General features: G+C 71.9%; 12 protein-coding genes. 8 read left to right on the top strand and 4 right to left on the bottom strand.

What is annotated here, in order from left to right; all coding sequences use genetic code 11:
* Positions 1-81: 81 nt before the first annotated feature.
* Entirely contained in the window at positions 82-741 is a 660-nt protein-coding gene (locus ABD269_RS14775; protein WP_344118273.1) for a response regulator, read from the bottom strand.
* A 362-nt stretch (positions 742-1,103) separates the two neighbouring features.
* Here ABD269_RS14775 and pdhA point away from each other — a divergent pair, with 362 nt between their 5' ends.
* The 6 genes from pdhA (at position 1,104) to ABD269_RS14745 (ending at position 7,889) form a co-directional block, all read left to right on the top strand.
* Complete coding sequence (gene pdhA, locus ABD269_RS14770; protein WP_301886321.1) at positions 1,104-2,258, top strand: pyruvate dehydrogenase (acetyl-transferring) E1 component subunit alpha; 1,155 nt, start codon at positions 1,104-1,106, stop codon at positions 2,256-2,258.
* Positions 2,258-3,238 (top strand): alpha-ketoacid dehydrogenase subunit beta, encoded by a 981-nt coding sequence (locus ABD269_RS14765; protein WP_301886322.1) that lies wholly within the window; start codon positions 2,258-2,260, stop codon positions 3,236-3,238. Before pdhA ends, ABD269_RS14765 begins: the two co-directional genes overlap by 1 nt.
* A gap of 23 nt (positions 3,239-3,261) precedes the next feature.
* Positions 3,262-4,713, top strand: a complete 1,452-nt coding sequence (locus ABD269_RS14760) for a dihydrolipoamide acetyltransferase family protein (protein WP_344118271.1) — start codon at positions 3,262-3,264, stop codon at positions 4,711-4,713.
* 255 nt (positions 4,714-4,968) lie between these two features.
* On the top strand, positions 4,969-5,787 hold the full coding sequence (locus ABD269_RS14755) for a helix-turn-helix transcriptional regulator (RefSeq protein WP_344118270.1): 819 nt from the start codon (positions 4,969-4,971) through the stop codon (positions 5,785-5,787).
* Positions 5,788-5,916: 129 nt separating this feature from the next.
* On the top strand, positions 5,917-6,591 hold the full coding sequence (locus ABD269_RS14750) for a GntR family transcriptional regulator (RefSeq protein WP_301886325.1): 675 nt from the start codon (positions 5,917-5,919) through the stop codon (positions 6,589-6,591).
* Positions 6,588-7,889, top strand: a complete 1,302-nt coding sequence (locus ABD269_RS14745) for an MFS transporter (RefSeq protein WP_301886326.1) — start codon at positions 6,588-6,590, stop codon at positions 7,887-7,889. The genes ABD269_RS14750 and ABD269_RS14745 overlap by 4 nt, the downstream gene beginning before the upstream one ends.
* 12 nt (positions 7,890-7,901) lie before the next feature.
* Here ABD269_RS14745 and ABD269_RS14740 read toward each other — a convergent pair whose 3' ends face one another.
* Positions 7,902-8,732 (bottom strand): maleylpyruvate isomerase family mycothiol-dependent enzyme, encoded by an 831-nt coding sequence (locus ABD269_RS14740; RefSeq protein WP_344118269.1) that lies wholly within the window; start codon positions 8,730-8,732, stop codon positions 7,902-7,904.
* A gap of 145 nt (positions 8,733-8,877) precedes the next feature.
* Between ABD269_RS14740 and ABD269_RS14735 the strand changes: the two genes are divergently transcribed.
* Together ABD269_RS14735 and ABD269_RS14730 are read left to right on the top strand one after the other, a co-directional pair.
* On the top strand, positions 8,878-9,669 hold the full coding sequence (locus tag ABD269_RS14735; protein ID WP_344118268.1) for a carbon-nitrogen family hydrolase: 792 nt from the start codon (positions 8,878-8,880) through the stop codon (positions 9,667-9,669).
* A gap of 67 nt (positions 9,670-9,736) precedes the next feature.
* A complete protein-coding gene (locus ABD269_RS14730) occupies positions 9,737-11,536 on the top strand; it encodes an NHL domain-containing thioredoxin family protein (protein ID WP_344118267.1) in 1,800 nt (599 codons plus the stop codon).
* Positions 11,537-11,551: 15 nt separating this feature from the next.
* Here the strand turns inward: ABD269_RS14730 and ABD269_RS14725 are convergent, their stop codons facing one another.
* Together ABD269_RS14725 and ABD269_RS14720 are read right to left on the bottom strand one after the other, a co-directional pair.
* Positions 11,552-12,208, bottom strand: coding sequence for a DUF4232 domain-containing protein (locus ABD269_RS14725; RefSeq protein WP_344118266.1), 657 nt, complete (start codon positions 12,206-12,208; stop codon positions 11,552-11,554).
* Between the two features lie 134 nt (positions 12,209-12,342).
* The gene (locus ABD269_RS14720; protein ID WP_344118265.1) at positions 12,343-14,187 is read right to left on the bottom strand and encodes an AfsR/SARP family transcriptional regulator; all 1,845 of its coding nucleotides are present in this window, start codon (positions 14,185-14,187) and stop codon (positions 12,343-12,345) included.
* Position 14,188 lies beyond the last annotated feature (1 nt).

The raw sequence follows: 14,188 nt of genomic DNA, 5'->3' as shown, positions 1-14,188 counted from the left end.
GCCCGGTGGTGTCATCCGCCCCTAGGGGCACCCGGCCCTGTGCCGGGGGACGTTGGTCCCGAAACGGGGAAAACGGCGGTTTCAGCGCTTCTGGGCCTGCATGCGGGCCACATAGGCGGCCGCCTGGGAGCGCCGCTCCATGCCCAGCTTGGACAGCAGGCTGGAGACGTAGTTCTTGATGGTCTTCTCGGCGAGGTGCAGCCGCTCGCCGATGGCGCGGTTGGTCATCCCCTCGCCGATCAGGTCGAGGATGCGGCGCTCCTGGTCGGTCAGGTTCGCCATCCGGTCGTCGCCCTTGGGGTCCTTGCCGTCGCGCAGCCGCTCCAGCACCCGGGCGGTCGCCACCGGGTCGAGCAGGGATTTCCCGGCCGCCACGTCCCGTACGGCCGAGAGCAGCTCATTGCCACGGATCGCTTTCAGAACGTAACCGGACGCGCCCGCCATGATGGCGTCGAAGAGAGCCTCGTCATCCGCGAAGGAGGTGAGCATCAGGCATTTGATGTTCTGGTCCTGGGAACGGATTTCCCGGCAGACTTCCACTCCGCTGCCATCCGGAAGGCGAACATCCAGAACGGCGACGTCGGGCCGGGTCGCCGGAATGCGCACCAAGGCGTCCGCGGCCGTGCCGGCCTCGCCCACGACCTCGATGTCCTTCTCGACGGAGAGCATCTCGTGCACCCCGCGGCGGACCACTTCGTGGTCGTCGAGCAGAAATACCGTGATTTTTCGTTGTTCGGGCACAGTCACAGTCTCACACACCAACTCTTCCCCTGCTCTTGTCCTCCGGGATAACGTGCGGTCGTTCCGGCAGCCCGCAGGGCTGTGCTCACAAGGACGTGACCAGGAGCGTTGTCCCGCTTTCTCGATTTACTTGGAAATCCAAGCAAAATTGCAGGTCAGGCGGGGTTTCGCAGGAATGCGGCCTTCTGGGTAACGTGCTTATTGCAGGCCTTTGGCCGGGGCGCCTGTCACGCCCGGTTCCGGCCTCGGCACACCCACCCCGTGTGCCGTCGGGAACCGGGCGAGCATTCCCCTGCCTCACGGCGGGGGGACCCCCTCCGGCCACCGGCGACCCCGGGAGCCGGACAGACGGAGGAGCACACGTGACTGTGGACAGCACTGCCGCGCGCAAGCCGCGCCGGGGCAGCAGCAAGCGCGCCGGAGCCAAGGGCGGCGCGGCGCGGGCCGGCGAGCCCGAGCTCGTACAGCTGCTGACGCCGGAGGGCGAGCGGGTCGAGCACCCCGACTACTCCATCGACCTGACGCCCGAGGAACTCCGCGGCCTGTACCGGGACATGGTGCTGACCCGGCGGTTCGACGCCGAGGCGACCACCCTGCAGCGCCAGGGCGAACTGGGCCTGTGGGCCTCGCTGCTCGGCCAGGAGGCCGCGCAGATCGGTTCCGGCCGGGCCACCCGCCCGGACGACTACGTCTTCCCGACCTACCGCGAGCACGGCGTCGCCTGGTGCCGCGGGGTCGACCCCACCAACCTGCTCGGCATGTTCCGCGGTGTGAACCACGGCGGCTGGGACCCGAACGAGAACAACTTCCACCTCTACACGATCGTCATCGGCTCGCAGGCGCTGCACGCGACCGGTTACGCCATGGGGGTGGCCAAGGACGGCGCAGACTCCGCCGTGATCGCCTACTTCGGCGACGGCGCGTCCAGCCAGGGCGACGTGGCGGAGGCGTTCACCTTCTCGGCCGTCTACAACGCGCCGGTCGTCTTCTTCTGCCAGAACAACCAGTGGGCCATCTCCGAGCCGACCGAGAAGCAGACCCGCGTCCCGCTGTACCAGCGCGCGCAGGGCTACGGCTTCCCCGGCGTGCGGGTCGACGGCAACGACGTGCTCGCCGTGCTGGCGGTCACCAAGGCCGCCCTGGAGCGCGCCCGTACGGGCCAGGGGCCCACGCTGGTCGAGGCGTTCACGTACCGCATGGGCGCCCACACCACCTCCGACGACCCGACGAAGTACCGCCGGGACGAGGAGCGCGAGCTGTGGGAGGCCAAGGACCCGATCCTGCGGGTGCGGACCTACCTGGAGCGCGAGGGCCTCGCCGACGAGGCGTTCTTCACCGCCCTGGAGACCGAGTCCGACGCGCTCGCCAAGCGGGTCCGCGACGTCGTCCGGACCATGCCGGACCCCGACAACATGGCGATCTTCGAGCACATCTACGCCGACGGCCACGCGCTGGTCGACGAGGAGCGCGCCCAGTTCGCCGCCTACCAGGCTTCGTTCGCCGAGGAGAGCCACTGATGTCCGTCGAGAAGCTCTCCATCTCCAAGGCGATCAACGCCTCGCTGCGGACCGCCCTGGAGGCCGACCCCAAGGTCCTCATCATGGGTGAGGACGTCGGCAAGCTCGGCGGTGTCTTCCGCGTCACCGACGGCCTGCAGAAGGACTTCGGCGAGGAGCGGGTCATCGACACCCCGCTCGCCGAGTCCGGCATCGTGGGCACCGCGATCGGTCTGGCCCTGCGCGGCTACCGGCCGGTCGTGGAGATCCAGTTCGACGGTTTCGTCTTCCCCGCGTACGACCAGATCGTCACCCAGCTCGCCAAGATGCACGCCCGTGCGCTCGGCAAGATCAAGCTGCCGGTCGTCATCCGCATCCCCTACGGCGGCGCGATCGGTGCGGTGGAGCACCACAGCGAGTCGCCGGAGGCGCTCTTCGCGCACGTGGCGGGCCTGAAGGTGGTCTCCCCTTCGAACTCCTCGGACGCCTACTGGATGCTCCAGCAGGCCATCCAGAGCGACGACCCGGTCATCTATTTCGAGCCCAAGCGCCGCTACCACGACCGGTCCGAGGTCGACACCGAGGCGATCCCCGGGCCGCTGCACACCGCGCGCACCGTCCGCCCCGGCACGGACCTCACCCTCGCCGCCTACGGCCCGATGGTGAAGACCTGTCTGGAGGCCGCTTCGGCGGCCGCGGAAGAGGGCAGGTCCCTGGAGGTGCTGGACCTCCGGTCGATGTCGCCGATCGACTTCGACTCGATCCAGGCGTCCGTCGAGCGGACCCGCCGGCTGGTCGTCGTCCACGAGGCCCCGGTCTTCCTGGGCACGGGCGCGGAGATCGCCGCCCGGATCACCGAGCGCTGCTTCTACCACCTGGAGGCACCGGTGCTGCGGGTCGGCGGATATCACGCGCCGTACCCGCCGTCCCGGCTGGAGGACGAGTACCTTCCGGGACTGGACCGGGTGCTCGACGCCGTCGACCGCGCGCTGGCGTACTGAGGGGTTCGAGGAGAGTCGTGACCATGACTGCAAGCACCGCCAACGACCAGCGCTTCCGCGAGTTCAAGATGCCCGACGTGGGCGAGGGACTCACCGAGGCCGAGATCCTCAAGTGGTACGTGAACGTCGGGGACACCGTCTCCGACGGCCAGGTGGTCTGTGAGGTGGAGACCGCCAAGGCCGCCGTCGAGCTGCCGATCCCCTTCGACGGCGTGGTGCACGAGCTGCGCTTCGGCGAGGGGACGACCGTCGACGTCGGCCAGGTGATCATTTCTGTGGACACCGACCCCGGGGCGGGGCCCGCGCCGGCCGCCGTCGCGGAGCGGGCGGCGGAGGCGCCGCCCGCCGTGGAGCCCGAGCCGGAGCCGTCCGGCCGACAGGCCGTGCTGGTCGGCTACGGCGCCGCGCCGTCCTCGACCAAGCGCAGGGCGCGCAAGGCGCAGCCCGGCCTCCCGGCCCAGCCGGTGTCCGCGGCGATACAGGGCGAGCTGAACGGGCACGCGGCTGTCGTGGCCCCGGCTCCGGCTCCGGCCGTCCAGGAGGCCGTGAGCGGCGCCCGTCCGCTCGCCAAGCCGCCCGTCCGCAAGCTCGCCAAGGACCTCGGGATCGACCTCGCCACCGTCGTGCCGACCGGTACGGACGGCGTGGTGACCCGCGAGGACGTGCGTGCCGCCGTGGACGCGCTGCAGGCTTCCGCCCAGGCGGTCACCGCCACCGGCGCCGTGGCGGAGGCGGCGTCGGTGACCGTGGCCGCGGGCGACAGCGCCTACGCGAGCCGCGAGACGCGGATCCCCGTCAAGGGCGTCCGCAAGGCCACCGCCCAGGCGATGGTCGCGAGCGCCTTCACCGCGCCGCACGTCACGGAGTTCGTCACCGTCGACGTGACCCGCACGATGAAGCTCGTGCAGAAGCTCAAGGAAGACCCGGAGATGGCCGGGCTGCGGGTCAACCCGCTGCTGCTGGTCGCCAAGGCGCTGCTCGTGGCGATCAAGCGGAACCCGGACGTCAACGCGTCCTGGGACGAGGCCGACCAGGAGATCGTCCGCAAGGACTATGTGAACCTGGGCATCGCGGCCGCCACGCCGCGCGGCCTGATCGTGCCGAACATCAAGGACGCGGGCCTCAAGACCCTGCCCGAGCTGTCGGCGGCCCTGAGCGAGCTCGTCTCCACCGCGCGCGAAGGGAGGACCAGCCCGGCGGACATGTCCGGCGGCACGGTCACCATCACCAACGTCGGCGTCTTCGGCATCGACACGGGCACGCCCATCCTCAACCCGGGCGAGTCCGCGATCCTGGCCTTCGGTGCCATCAAGCTCCAGCCGTGGGTCCACAAGGGCAAGGTCAAGCCGCGCCATGTGACGACGCTCGCGCTGTCCTTCGACCACCGCCTGGTCGACGGCGAGCTCGGTTCGAAGGTCCTCGCCGATATCGCGGCCGTACTGGAGAACCCGCAGCGCCTGATCACCTGGGGCTGATTTCCGGGGAAACCCAGGGGAAGCCGAGGAAAACGGCCGCTCCGCAGAAATAGGTTGAAAAGAAAACCATCGAAAGACGGAAGGCCCGGACGCTTCTCTCCTCACCCCCCTCCAGTGAGGAGAGAGCAGCGTCCGGGCCCTCGGTCCTGATACGGAGCGGCCTCGGGCCACCACCCTGGCAGGGGGTGGAATCGCCCGTGCTGGGCAAATTACCTAAGATTGACCAACACTTGCAGTGTCGGATTTGGAGGGCGAGTGGAAGGCGTCGACCGGGTGGACGGCGAGTCCATCAGCCGGCTCCTCCGGGCGTGGCGGGCGCGCGTCGACGCCCGCACCGTCCGCGAGCTCCGCGGCACCGTCCCGCCCCCCGGCCGACGGCTCTCCCAGGCGCATGTGGCCAGGCTGACCGGGGTGAGCGAGGGGTGGTACCGCGCGCTGGAGGCCGGGCGCCGCCAGGACTTCTCGGAGAGCTTCCTGCTGCGCGTGGCCCAGGCGCTGCGGCTCAGCGAAGCGGAGACCCTGACCCTCTTCCTCGCCGTCTGCGGCCGCCGCCCGCCCGAACTCTCCCGCGACCAGCGAGAATTGCCCAACGGCGTCAAGGCACTGCTGGAACAACAGGTTTCGTATCCCGCATATCTCTCCGACGTCGGCTGGAATATCGTCGCGACGAATTCCCTCATGGGCGACTGGTTTCCCTGGGTCCTGCGACCCGGTGCGAATCTCATGCGGTGGGCCCTGCTCGACCCCGAGGCGCGCGAGCAGATGCTCGACTGGGAGGACAGCTGCGCGCGCATCTACCTCGCGATGCTGCGGGTCGCGGCGAACAGCGACCCCTCGAACGAGCAGTTGCGGGCACTGGTCAAGGACATCCTCGCCGCCGACGCGGACTGCCGGCGGATCTGGGCCGAGGAGCACGACGTCGTCGAGCACCGCGACGGGCACGTCTTCCGGCTGCGGCTGCCGTACCACGGGCACGCCGAGGTCCGCGTGACGACGCATGTGCTGCTGCCGATACAACGGCCGGACCTGCGCTTCGTCTTCATCACGCCGCTGGAGGGCTGGGCGGGCGTCTAGCCCCCTGTTCCCCGCCGTCGTCCGGCCCCGGTCTCCCGGCCGTACGACTGGACACCCGTAGACGCTTTTTGTCGTCCGGATCGCGGACACCCCCTCCTCACGCATACGTGTTGTATCTAAGCTGTGCGCATGCCGACCGCTCCCGCCGCCGACCTTCCCCTCCCCACCAAGCAGCCCCCCGCCGCCGACCGCGTCTACGTCCACATCAAAGAAGCCGTACTCCACCGCCACTACGAAGGCGGGACGCTGCTGACCGAAGGAGACCTGGCCGAGGCGGTCGGAGTGTCCCGGACACCCGTGCGGGAAGCGCTGCTCCGGCTGGAGGCCGAAGGGCTGATCAAGCTCTATCCGAAGAAGGGCGCGCTGGTGCTCGCCGTGTCCGCGCAGGAGATCGCGGACGTCGTCGAGACCCGGCTGCTCGTCGAGAAGTACGCCGCCGCCAAGGCCGTCCCCGCCTCCGAGCAGCTCATCGAGCGCTTGGAGGAGCTCCTCGACGACATGCGGCGCCAGGCGGACGCGGGCGACCTGGCCGCCGTCTCCGTCAGCGACCGCGCCTTCCACGCCGAGATCGTCCGCAGCGCGGGCAACCAGATCCTCTCCCGCCTCTACGACCAGCTCCGGGACCGGCAGTTGCGGATGGGCGTGGCCGTCATGCACGCACACCCCGACCGCATCGCCAAGAACCACGCCGAGCACGGCGAGATCCTCGAAGCCCTGCGCGCGGGCGACGCCACCGCCGCCGTCGACGTCATCGACCAGCACGTGAGCTGGGTGCGCAACCTCGCGCAGGGAGACGTCCGATGAGCCAGCCGCCCCCGGCGCTGCCCGGCGACCCGCCCGGCGGCCGGCGCGCCGTCGCCGTCTGGGGCCTCGGCGTCGGCGTCTACTTCGTCGCGATCATCTTCCGCACGAGCCTCGGCGTGGCCGGGATCGACGCCGCCGCGCGCTTCCACATCAACGCCTCCGCGCTCTCCACCTTCTCCATACTCCAACTGCTCGTCTACGCGGGCATGCAGATACCCGTCGGCCTGATGGTCGACCGGCTGGGCACCAAGAAGGTCCTCGGCCTCGGCGTCGTCCTCTTCACCGCGGGACAGCTCGCCTTCGCGCTCTCCCACTCCTACGGAACGGCCCTCGCCAGCCGGGCCCTGCTCGGCTGCGGCGACGCCATGACATTCATCAGCGTGCTGCGGCTCGGCGCCCGCTGGTTCCCCGCCCGCCGCGGCCCGATGATCGCTCAGGTCGCAGCCCTGTTCGGGATGGCGGGCAACCTCGTCTCCACCGTCGTCCTCGCCCGCCTGCTGCACAGCGCCGGCTGGACCCCGACCTTCGCGGGCAGCGCCGCCGCGGGAGTGCTCGTTTTCGTCCTGCTGCTGGTCTTCCTCAAGGACCACCCCGAGGGTTACGAACCGGTCGTCGCCCCGCACACGGGCAAGGGAGCCGTACGGCAGCAGATCCTGCGGTCCTGGCGCGAACCCGGCACCCGGCTCGGCATGTGGGTCCACTTCACCACGCAGTTCCCGGCGATGGTGTTCCTGCTGCTGTGGGGCATGCCGTTCCTGGTCGAGGCGCAGGGGCTCTCCCGCGGCACCGCCGGACTGCTGCTCACCCTGGTCGTGCTCTCCAACATGGCCGTGGGGCTGGTCTACGGCCAGATCATCGGCCGCCACCACGCCGCCCGGCTGCCGCTCGCGCTCGGCACGGTCGCGGCGACGGCCCTGCTGTGGGCGACGGTCGCCGCCTGGCCCGGAGCGCACGCGCCCATGTGGCTGCTGGTCGTGGAGTGCGTCGTTCTCGGCGCCTGCGGCCCCGCCTCGATGATCGGCTTCGACTTCGCCCGCCCGGCGAACCCGCCCGAGCGCCAGGGCACGGCGTCCGGCATCGTCAACATGGGCGGCTTCGTCGCCTCGATCACCACCCTGCTGGCCGTCGGCCTCCTGCTGGACGCGACCGGCCAGAACTACCGGGCCGCCTTCTGCTCGGTGTTCGTCCTCCAGGCGCTGGGGCTCTCCCAGGTGCTGCGCCTGCGGACGCGCGCCCAACGCCGCGAGGAGGAGCGGATCGTGGCGTCCAGGGTGGAGACGGTGCACGTGCCGGTGTGACCCGCGCCCGGGTCACGGGGTGATGGCGAACTCCCGCAGGATCGTCCGCGCCAGCCGCGGCTCGCCCTCCACCTTGATCTGGTCCGCGACCGCGTCCGGCCGCACCCGCCCGCACGCCAGCCGCGCGTACGTCTCCCAGTCCATGCCGAGCGTCACCGTCGGGCCGAGCGACACACTGCTGTCGATCTTCCCCCGGCCCTGGGCGTCGACCCGCACGGTCCGCAGGAACTCCAGCGGACCGTGCACGTCGAAGACCACCGCGGAGCCCGGCGGGGCGGCGGCGTCCTTGGCGACGACCTTCGGCAGCGCGGCGAGCAGGAAGTCACGGGTGAGGACCGCGGCGGGGGAGTCGAGGTCGCCGGGCATGCGCAGCGCGCGCCGCAGGTCCTGCTCGTGCGTCCACACGTCGAAGGCCCGTACGGTCAGCGCCCGTTCGAGCGGCTGGTCGTTGCCCGAACCCAGCGGCCAGCGGAACGGCGTCTGCGGGCCGCGGTTCTCGTTCCGCAGCTGACGGCATCGCCGCAGGATGACGAGGTCCAGCTCGGAGGTCATCTCCAGGGCGGTGTGACAGCGCCGCACGTCCACCTGCACCTCGATGTAGCGCGAGAACTCGTCGGTGACGTGGTAGAGATCGCGCGGCAGCGTGTGGATCGGCCGCGGTTCGCCCAGGAATTCGGTTTCGACACCGATGACATGGGAGACCACATCGCGAACCGACCACCCGGGGCACTCGGTGGGCCTGTTCCAGTCGCTCTCGGCAAGCGGTTTCACCAACTCGTGGATCGCTTCGACGGACTGGGTCCAGGCATCGATGACGGGCTGAAGACTGGGGTGGACGGTCACGGAATCCCTCGGGCGGTGCGTGCGCGGATTGGCTGCTCGTACGTACGTCGGCTGCGGGGCAAGTGCTGTCTGGGTGTTCAGCAGTTAAGTTACGCTTCGCGGGGGCAGGCTGGCAGTGGTTTCGGACGCTGGGATTGGTGGTACCGTGCGCGTCTCCTTGATCCAGACGGATGTCGGCGACGCCGAGCCGACCGCCGCGCGGCGCTCCCGCGTGGCCCGGCTCGTACGCGAACAGCGGGGCAGTGACCTCGTGGTGCTGCCCGAACTGTGGCATGTCGGGGCCTTCGCCTACGAGTCCTTCGCCACCGGCGCCGAGGCGCTGGACGGGCCGACCGCCGAGGCGATGGCCGAAGCCGCGCGCGATGCGCGTGTCTGGCTGCACGCGGGTTCGATCGCCGAACTCACGCCGTCCGGCACGGTCTTCAACACCTCCCTGGTCTTCTCCCCCGAGGGCGAGCTGGTCCGCACCTACCGCAAGATCCACCGCTTCGGCTTCGACCAGGGCGAGGCGGTCCTGATGGGGGCGGGCACGGAGGTCGTGACCGTCCCCCTCCCGGACACCACGCTGGGCCTGGCCACCTGCTACGACCTGCGCTTCCCCGAACTCTTCCGCGCCCTGGTCGACGCCGGCGCCCAGACCCTCGTCATCCCGGCCGGCTGGCCGGAGCGCCGCCGCGGCCACTGGACGCTGCTGGCCCGCGCCCGGGCGGTGGAGAACCAGTCGTACGTCCTCGCCTGCGGCACGGCGGGCACCCACGCGAACGTCCCCCAGGCGGGCCACAGCCTGATCGTCGACCCCTGGGGCGAGACGGTGGCCGAGGCGGGCGCGGGCGAGGAGATCCTGACGGCCGACCTGGACATGACGAAGGTCGCGAAGACGCGGGAGGTCTTCCCGGCGCTGAAGGACAGGGTGCTGGGCGTCGAGAGGGACGGCTGAGCCCGGCGGCCGCGCGCGGTGCGCGTGAGACGGAATAGCCGCATGGGACGGCGCGTTTAATACCCGCATGGCGACACGTGCACGAGTCCGAGCCCCCGAGCTGATCGGCAAGGGCGGCTGGCTGAACACCGGCGGAACCGATCTGACCCTCGCTGACCTGCGAGGACGCATCATCATTCTCGATTTTTGGACGTTCTGCTGTGTGAACTGCCTGCACGTCCTCGACGAGCTGCGCGAGCTGGAGGAGAAGCACCGCGACACCGTGGTGATCATCGGCGTGCACTCGCCGAAGTTCGTGCACGAGGCCGAGCACCAGGCCGTCGTCGACGCCGTCGAGCGGTACGAGGTGCACCACCCCGTCCTCGACGACCCCGAGCTCGCGACGTGGAAGCAGTACGCCGTGCGCGCCTGGCCCACGCTCGTCGTCATCGACCCGGAGGGCTACGTCGTCGCCCAGCACGCCGGCGAGGGGCACGCGCACGCCCTTCAGGCGCTGGTCGAGGAGCTGGAGGCGGAGCACGAGGCCAAGGGGACCCTGCGCCGCGGCGACGGCCCGTACGTCGCGCCCGAGCCCGTCGCCACCGACCTCCGCTTCCCCGGCAAGGCGATCCGGCTTCCCACCGGCAACTTCCTCGTCTCCGACTCCACCCGCCACCAGCTCGTCGAGCTCGCGGCCGACGCGGAGACCGTCGCACGCCGCATCGGCACCGGCGAGCGCGGCTTCGGCCCCGAGAGCTTCAGCGAGCCCCAGGGCCTCGCGCTGCTGCCCGGCGGGAAGGTCGTCGTCGCCGACACCGTGAACCACGCGCTGCGGGCGTACGACCCGGAGACCGGCGCCGTCACGACCCTCGCCGGGACGGGCCGGCAGTGGATGCAGGGGCAGCCCACCTCGGGACCCGCGCAGGAGGTGAACCTCTCCTCCCCCTGGGACGTGGCCTTCTTCGCCGACCGGGTCTGGATCGCCATGGCGGGCGTCCACCAGCTGTGGACGTACGACCCGGCGACCGGGACCGTCGAGGTCGCCGCGGGCACGACGAACGAGGGCCTGGTCGACGGACCCGCCGCCGAGGCGTGGTTCGCCCAGCCGTCCGGGCTCGCGGCGACCGGGGACCGGCTGTGGGTGGCCGACTCCGAGACGTCCGCCCTGCGTTACGTCGAGCGGGACGGCGAAGGCTTCGCCGTCCGCACCGCCGTCGGCACCGGCCTCTTCGACTTCGGCCACCGCGACGGCGACGCCGCCCAGGCGCTCCTCCAGCACCCCCTGGGCGTGACCGCCCTCCCCGACGGCTCCGTCGCCGTCTGCGACACCTACAACCACGCGCTGCGCCGCTACGACCCCGCCACGGGACAGGTGACGACGCTCGCGACCGACCTGCGCGAGCCCTCCGACGCCGTGCTCGCCGGTGACGACATCGTGGTCGTGGAGTCCGCCCGGCACCGCCTGACGCGGCTGCGGCTGCCCGAGGAAGCCGTACGGGTCGAGGCCGTCGCCCACCGCACGCAGCGCGCCGCCACGGAGATCGCCCCCGGGCGGCTGCGGCTCGACGTCGTCTTCCAGGCCCCGGCCGGGCAGAAGCTCGACACCCGCTACGGGCCGTCGACGCGCCTGCTCGTCAGCTCCACCCCGCCGGAGCTCCTGGCGGAGGGCTCGGGCGCGGGCACGGACCTCGGCCGCGACCTCGTCCTTGCGGACGGTGTGACCGAAGGCGTCCTGCACGTGTCGGCGATGGCCGCGTCGTGCGACGACGACCCGGCCAACGAGTACCCGGCGTGCCATATGCACCAGCAGGACTGGGGCGTTCCCGTGCGCGTGGCGGCGGGCGGTGCGCAGCGGCTGCCGCTGGTGCTGGCCGGTCTGGACGCCTGAGGCGCTCTCAGGCGGCTACCACGTGAGCGCCGCGCTCTGCTCGCTCTGCCAGTACGTCACGCGCGCCGAGTCGTCGACGTGGACCTTGCCTCCGGGCAGGGCCACCGACACCTGGTCGCCGATGCTGCCGTTCCCGTCCTTCCCCTGGAAGGACACGGCCAGCTTCTTCGCTTCGCGGCCGGCACCGCCCGAGCCGTCCGCGGCGGAGGTGATGACGGCCGCGTACGCGGACTTGCCCGGCGCCAGCGTGGTGACGGCCTGCGGGCGGCTCTCCTCCACCACGCCCGCGGTCGCCTGGTCGGCGTCGAAGCGGACGAAGGGGAAGTTGTAGGCGTGGCAGGGCGCCTTCGAGGTGTTGGTGACCACCAGGAGCATGTGGTTGATCGGCGACTGGACGGCCTTCGCCTCCACCTTGACGTTCGCGGACGTGCAGGTGCCCTTGTCCGCCTTGCCGTTCTTCGCGGACGAGGCCGTCTGCGCCGCGTCCGTCTGGCCCGGGTCCTCCGACTGCCCCTGTTCCTGACCCTGCTCCTGCCCGCCGGTCGCCGAGGTGTCGGCCTTCCCGCTGGTCTTGGCGCCGGAACCGTCGCTGCCGCCGCAGGCGGTGAGGGTCAGGGCGGCCGCGGCGGTCAGGGCGGCCGCGGCGAGGCGCAGGGTGCGGGTGCGAGTCATGGTGGATCCCCCGATGGGATGTCGGCCGGTCGGTACGGCATGGATCATTCCGCAGGGCACTGGCGAACGGCTAACGCTCCGCTAACGTTTCGGCATTGGGTGCCCCGAATGTGTGGCCCTGTCCCCGGGACCGGTCAGTCGGGCGGCGCCGCGGGCCGCTGCGCGAAAAGCTTGACCAGGTCGCTCATGACGTACCGGCCCGTCGCCTCCTCGTCCACCAGGTGCATCTCCGCCAGCCGGTCCAGGCCGTAGCGCGTCACGTCGGGGTCGGCGCCCGCCAGCGCGGCGACGGCGGAGGCGTCCACGACGCGGGTGAAGCCCGTGCCCAGCGCGCTGAGGAGGCGGGCGTCGTCCTCGGACAGCCGGGCCGCGGACGCGCGCAGGGCCGCGGCCACGCCCGTGTCCTCGGCCGACAGCAGGGCCAGCCGCTGCCGTTCGTCCCGCAGCGCGGCGGCGAGCCGGGCCAGCCGCCAGCGCGGGCGGGCCGTCAGCTGGGCGGCCGCCGCGCGCAGCGCGAGCGGCAGGCCGTCGCAGAGCGCGACCAGCTCGGCGGCCGCGTCGGGGTCCTCGGCCACCCGGTCGGATCCGAGGACCGTGCCCAGCAGGGCCACCCCGTCCGCCGTGCCGAGCGAGCGCAGCCGCAGCGGCCGCGCCGAGTCCGTCGCCACCAGGCCGTCGAGCCTGCTGCGGCTGGTGACGATCGTCGCGCACTGCGCACCGGCGGGCAGCAGCGGCCGCACCTGCGCGGAGCTGCGCGCGTTGTCGAGGACGACGAGCAGCTTCCGCCCGGCCGCGATCGACCGGTAGAGCGCGGAGGCGGCCTGCGGCGAGGCGGGGATGCGGTCGCCCGGCGTGCCGAGCGCCAGCAGGAACTCCCGCAGCACCTCGCAGGGCTGGGCCTCCTCGCTGCCGCTGAACCCCCGCAGATCGGCGAAGAGCCGGCCGCCGGGGAACGCGTCCCCGTGGGCGTGCGCCCAGTGCGCGGCGAACGCGCTCTTGCCGACCCCGGCCGGCCCGGTGACGAGCGCGACCTCACCGGCGGCGGGCACGGGCGCGGCCCCGGGCCCGCCCAGGAGCCGCGTCAGCTCGGCGAGTTCACGGTCCCGGCCGAGGAACCCCGCGGGCCGCCGGGGCAGCAGCTGCGGGGCGGCCCACAGATACGGGCCCGTCCGCGGCTGCGGCTCACCGGCGGTGTCGCCGGCCGCCCACTCCGCGCGGCCCGCGTCCCCGCCGTCCGCCGCGGGCGCGAGCATGCGCGCGTACGCCGTGCGCAGCGCCTCGCCCGGGTCCACGCCCAGGTCGTCGGCGAGCAGGCGGCGCGTGCGGTGGAACCACTCGATCGCCTCGGACCGGCGGCCCGCGCGGTACAGCGCGAGCATCAACGCGGCGACGAGCGACTCCCGCAGGGGATGCCCGACGGCCTCCGGCAGCAGCGCGGCGGCCGCGCGGTCGTGGGCGCCCAGGGCGCCGTACGCGCGGGCGAGCGACTCGACGGCGGTCAGCCGCCGCTCGTCCAGGGCGTGCGCGGCCGCGGCGAGGGGCGGCGTGAGGACCGTGCCGGTCAGCGCCGGGCCCCGCCACAGGCCCAGCGCCTCGCCCAGCAGCCCCACCGCCTCCGACGGCGCCTCCTCGGGCCGCGCGCGGGAGACGAGCTCGCCGAAGCGGTACGTGTCGACGGTCTGCTCCGGCAGCCGCAGCAGATACGCCGAACCGCGCGTGGCCAGCGACACCCCGTACGCGTCCGCGCCCGCCTCGGCCAGGGTCGCCCGGAGCCGGGAGACATGGCCCTGGACGACCGTGCGGGCGTGGGCGGGTGGCGCGTCCTCCCAGACCGAGTCGATCAACTGCGCCACGGAGACCGTCGTGTTGGGCTGCAACAGCAGCATGGCGAGCACGCTGCGCCGTTTGGCGGGGCCCAGCGGGAGCTCACCGGAGGCGGCGGTGGCGGCAGTGACCGGGCCCAGCAGGGAGAACTCCAAA

This window comes from Streptomyces blastmyceticus (assembly GCF_039521185.1).
GTDB lineage: Bacteria > Actinomycetota > Actinomycetes > Streptomycetales > Streptomycetaceae > Streptomyces > Streptomyces blastmyceticus.
The sequence above is the reverse complement of the archived record's forward strand: the minus strand, read 5'-3'. Positions and strand labels throughout refer to the sequence as shown.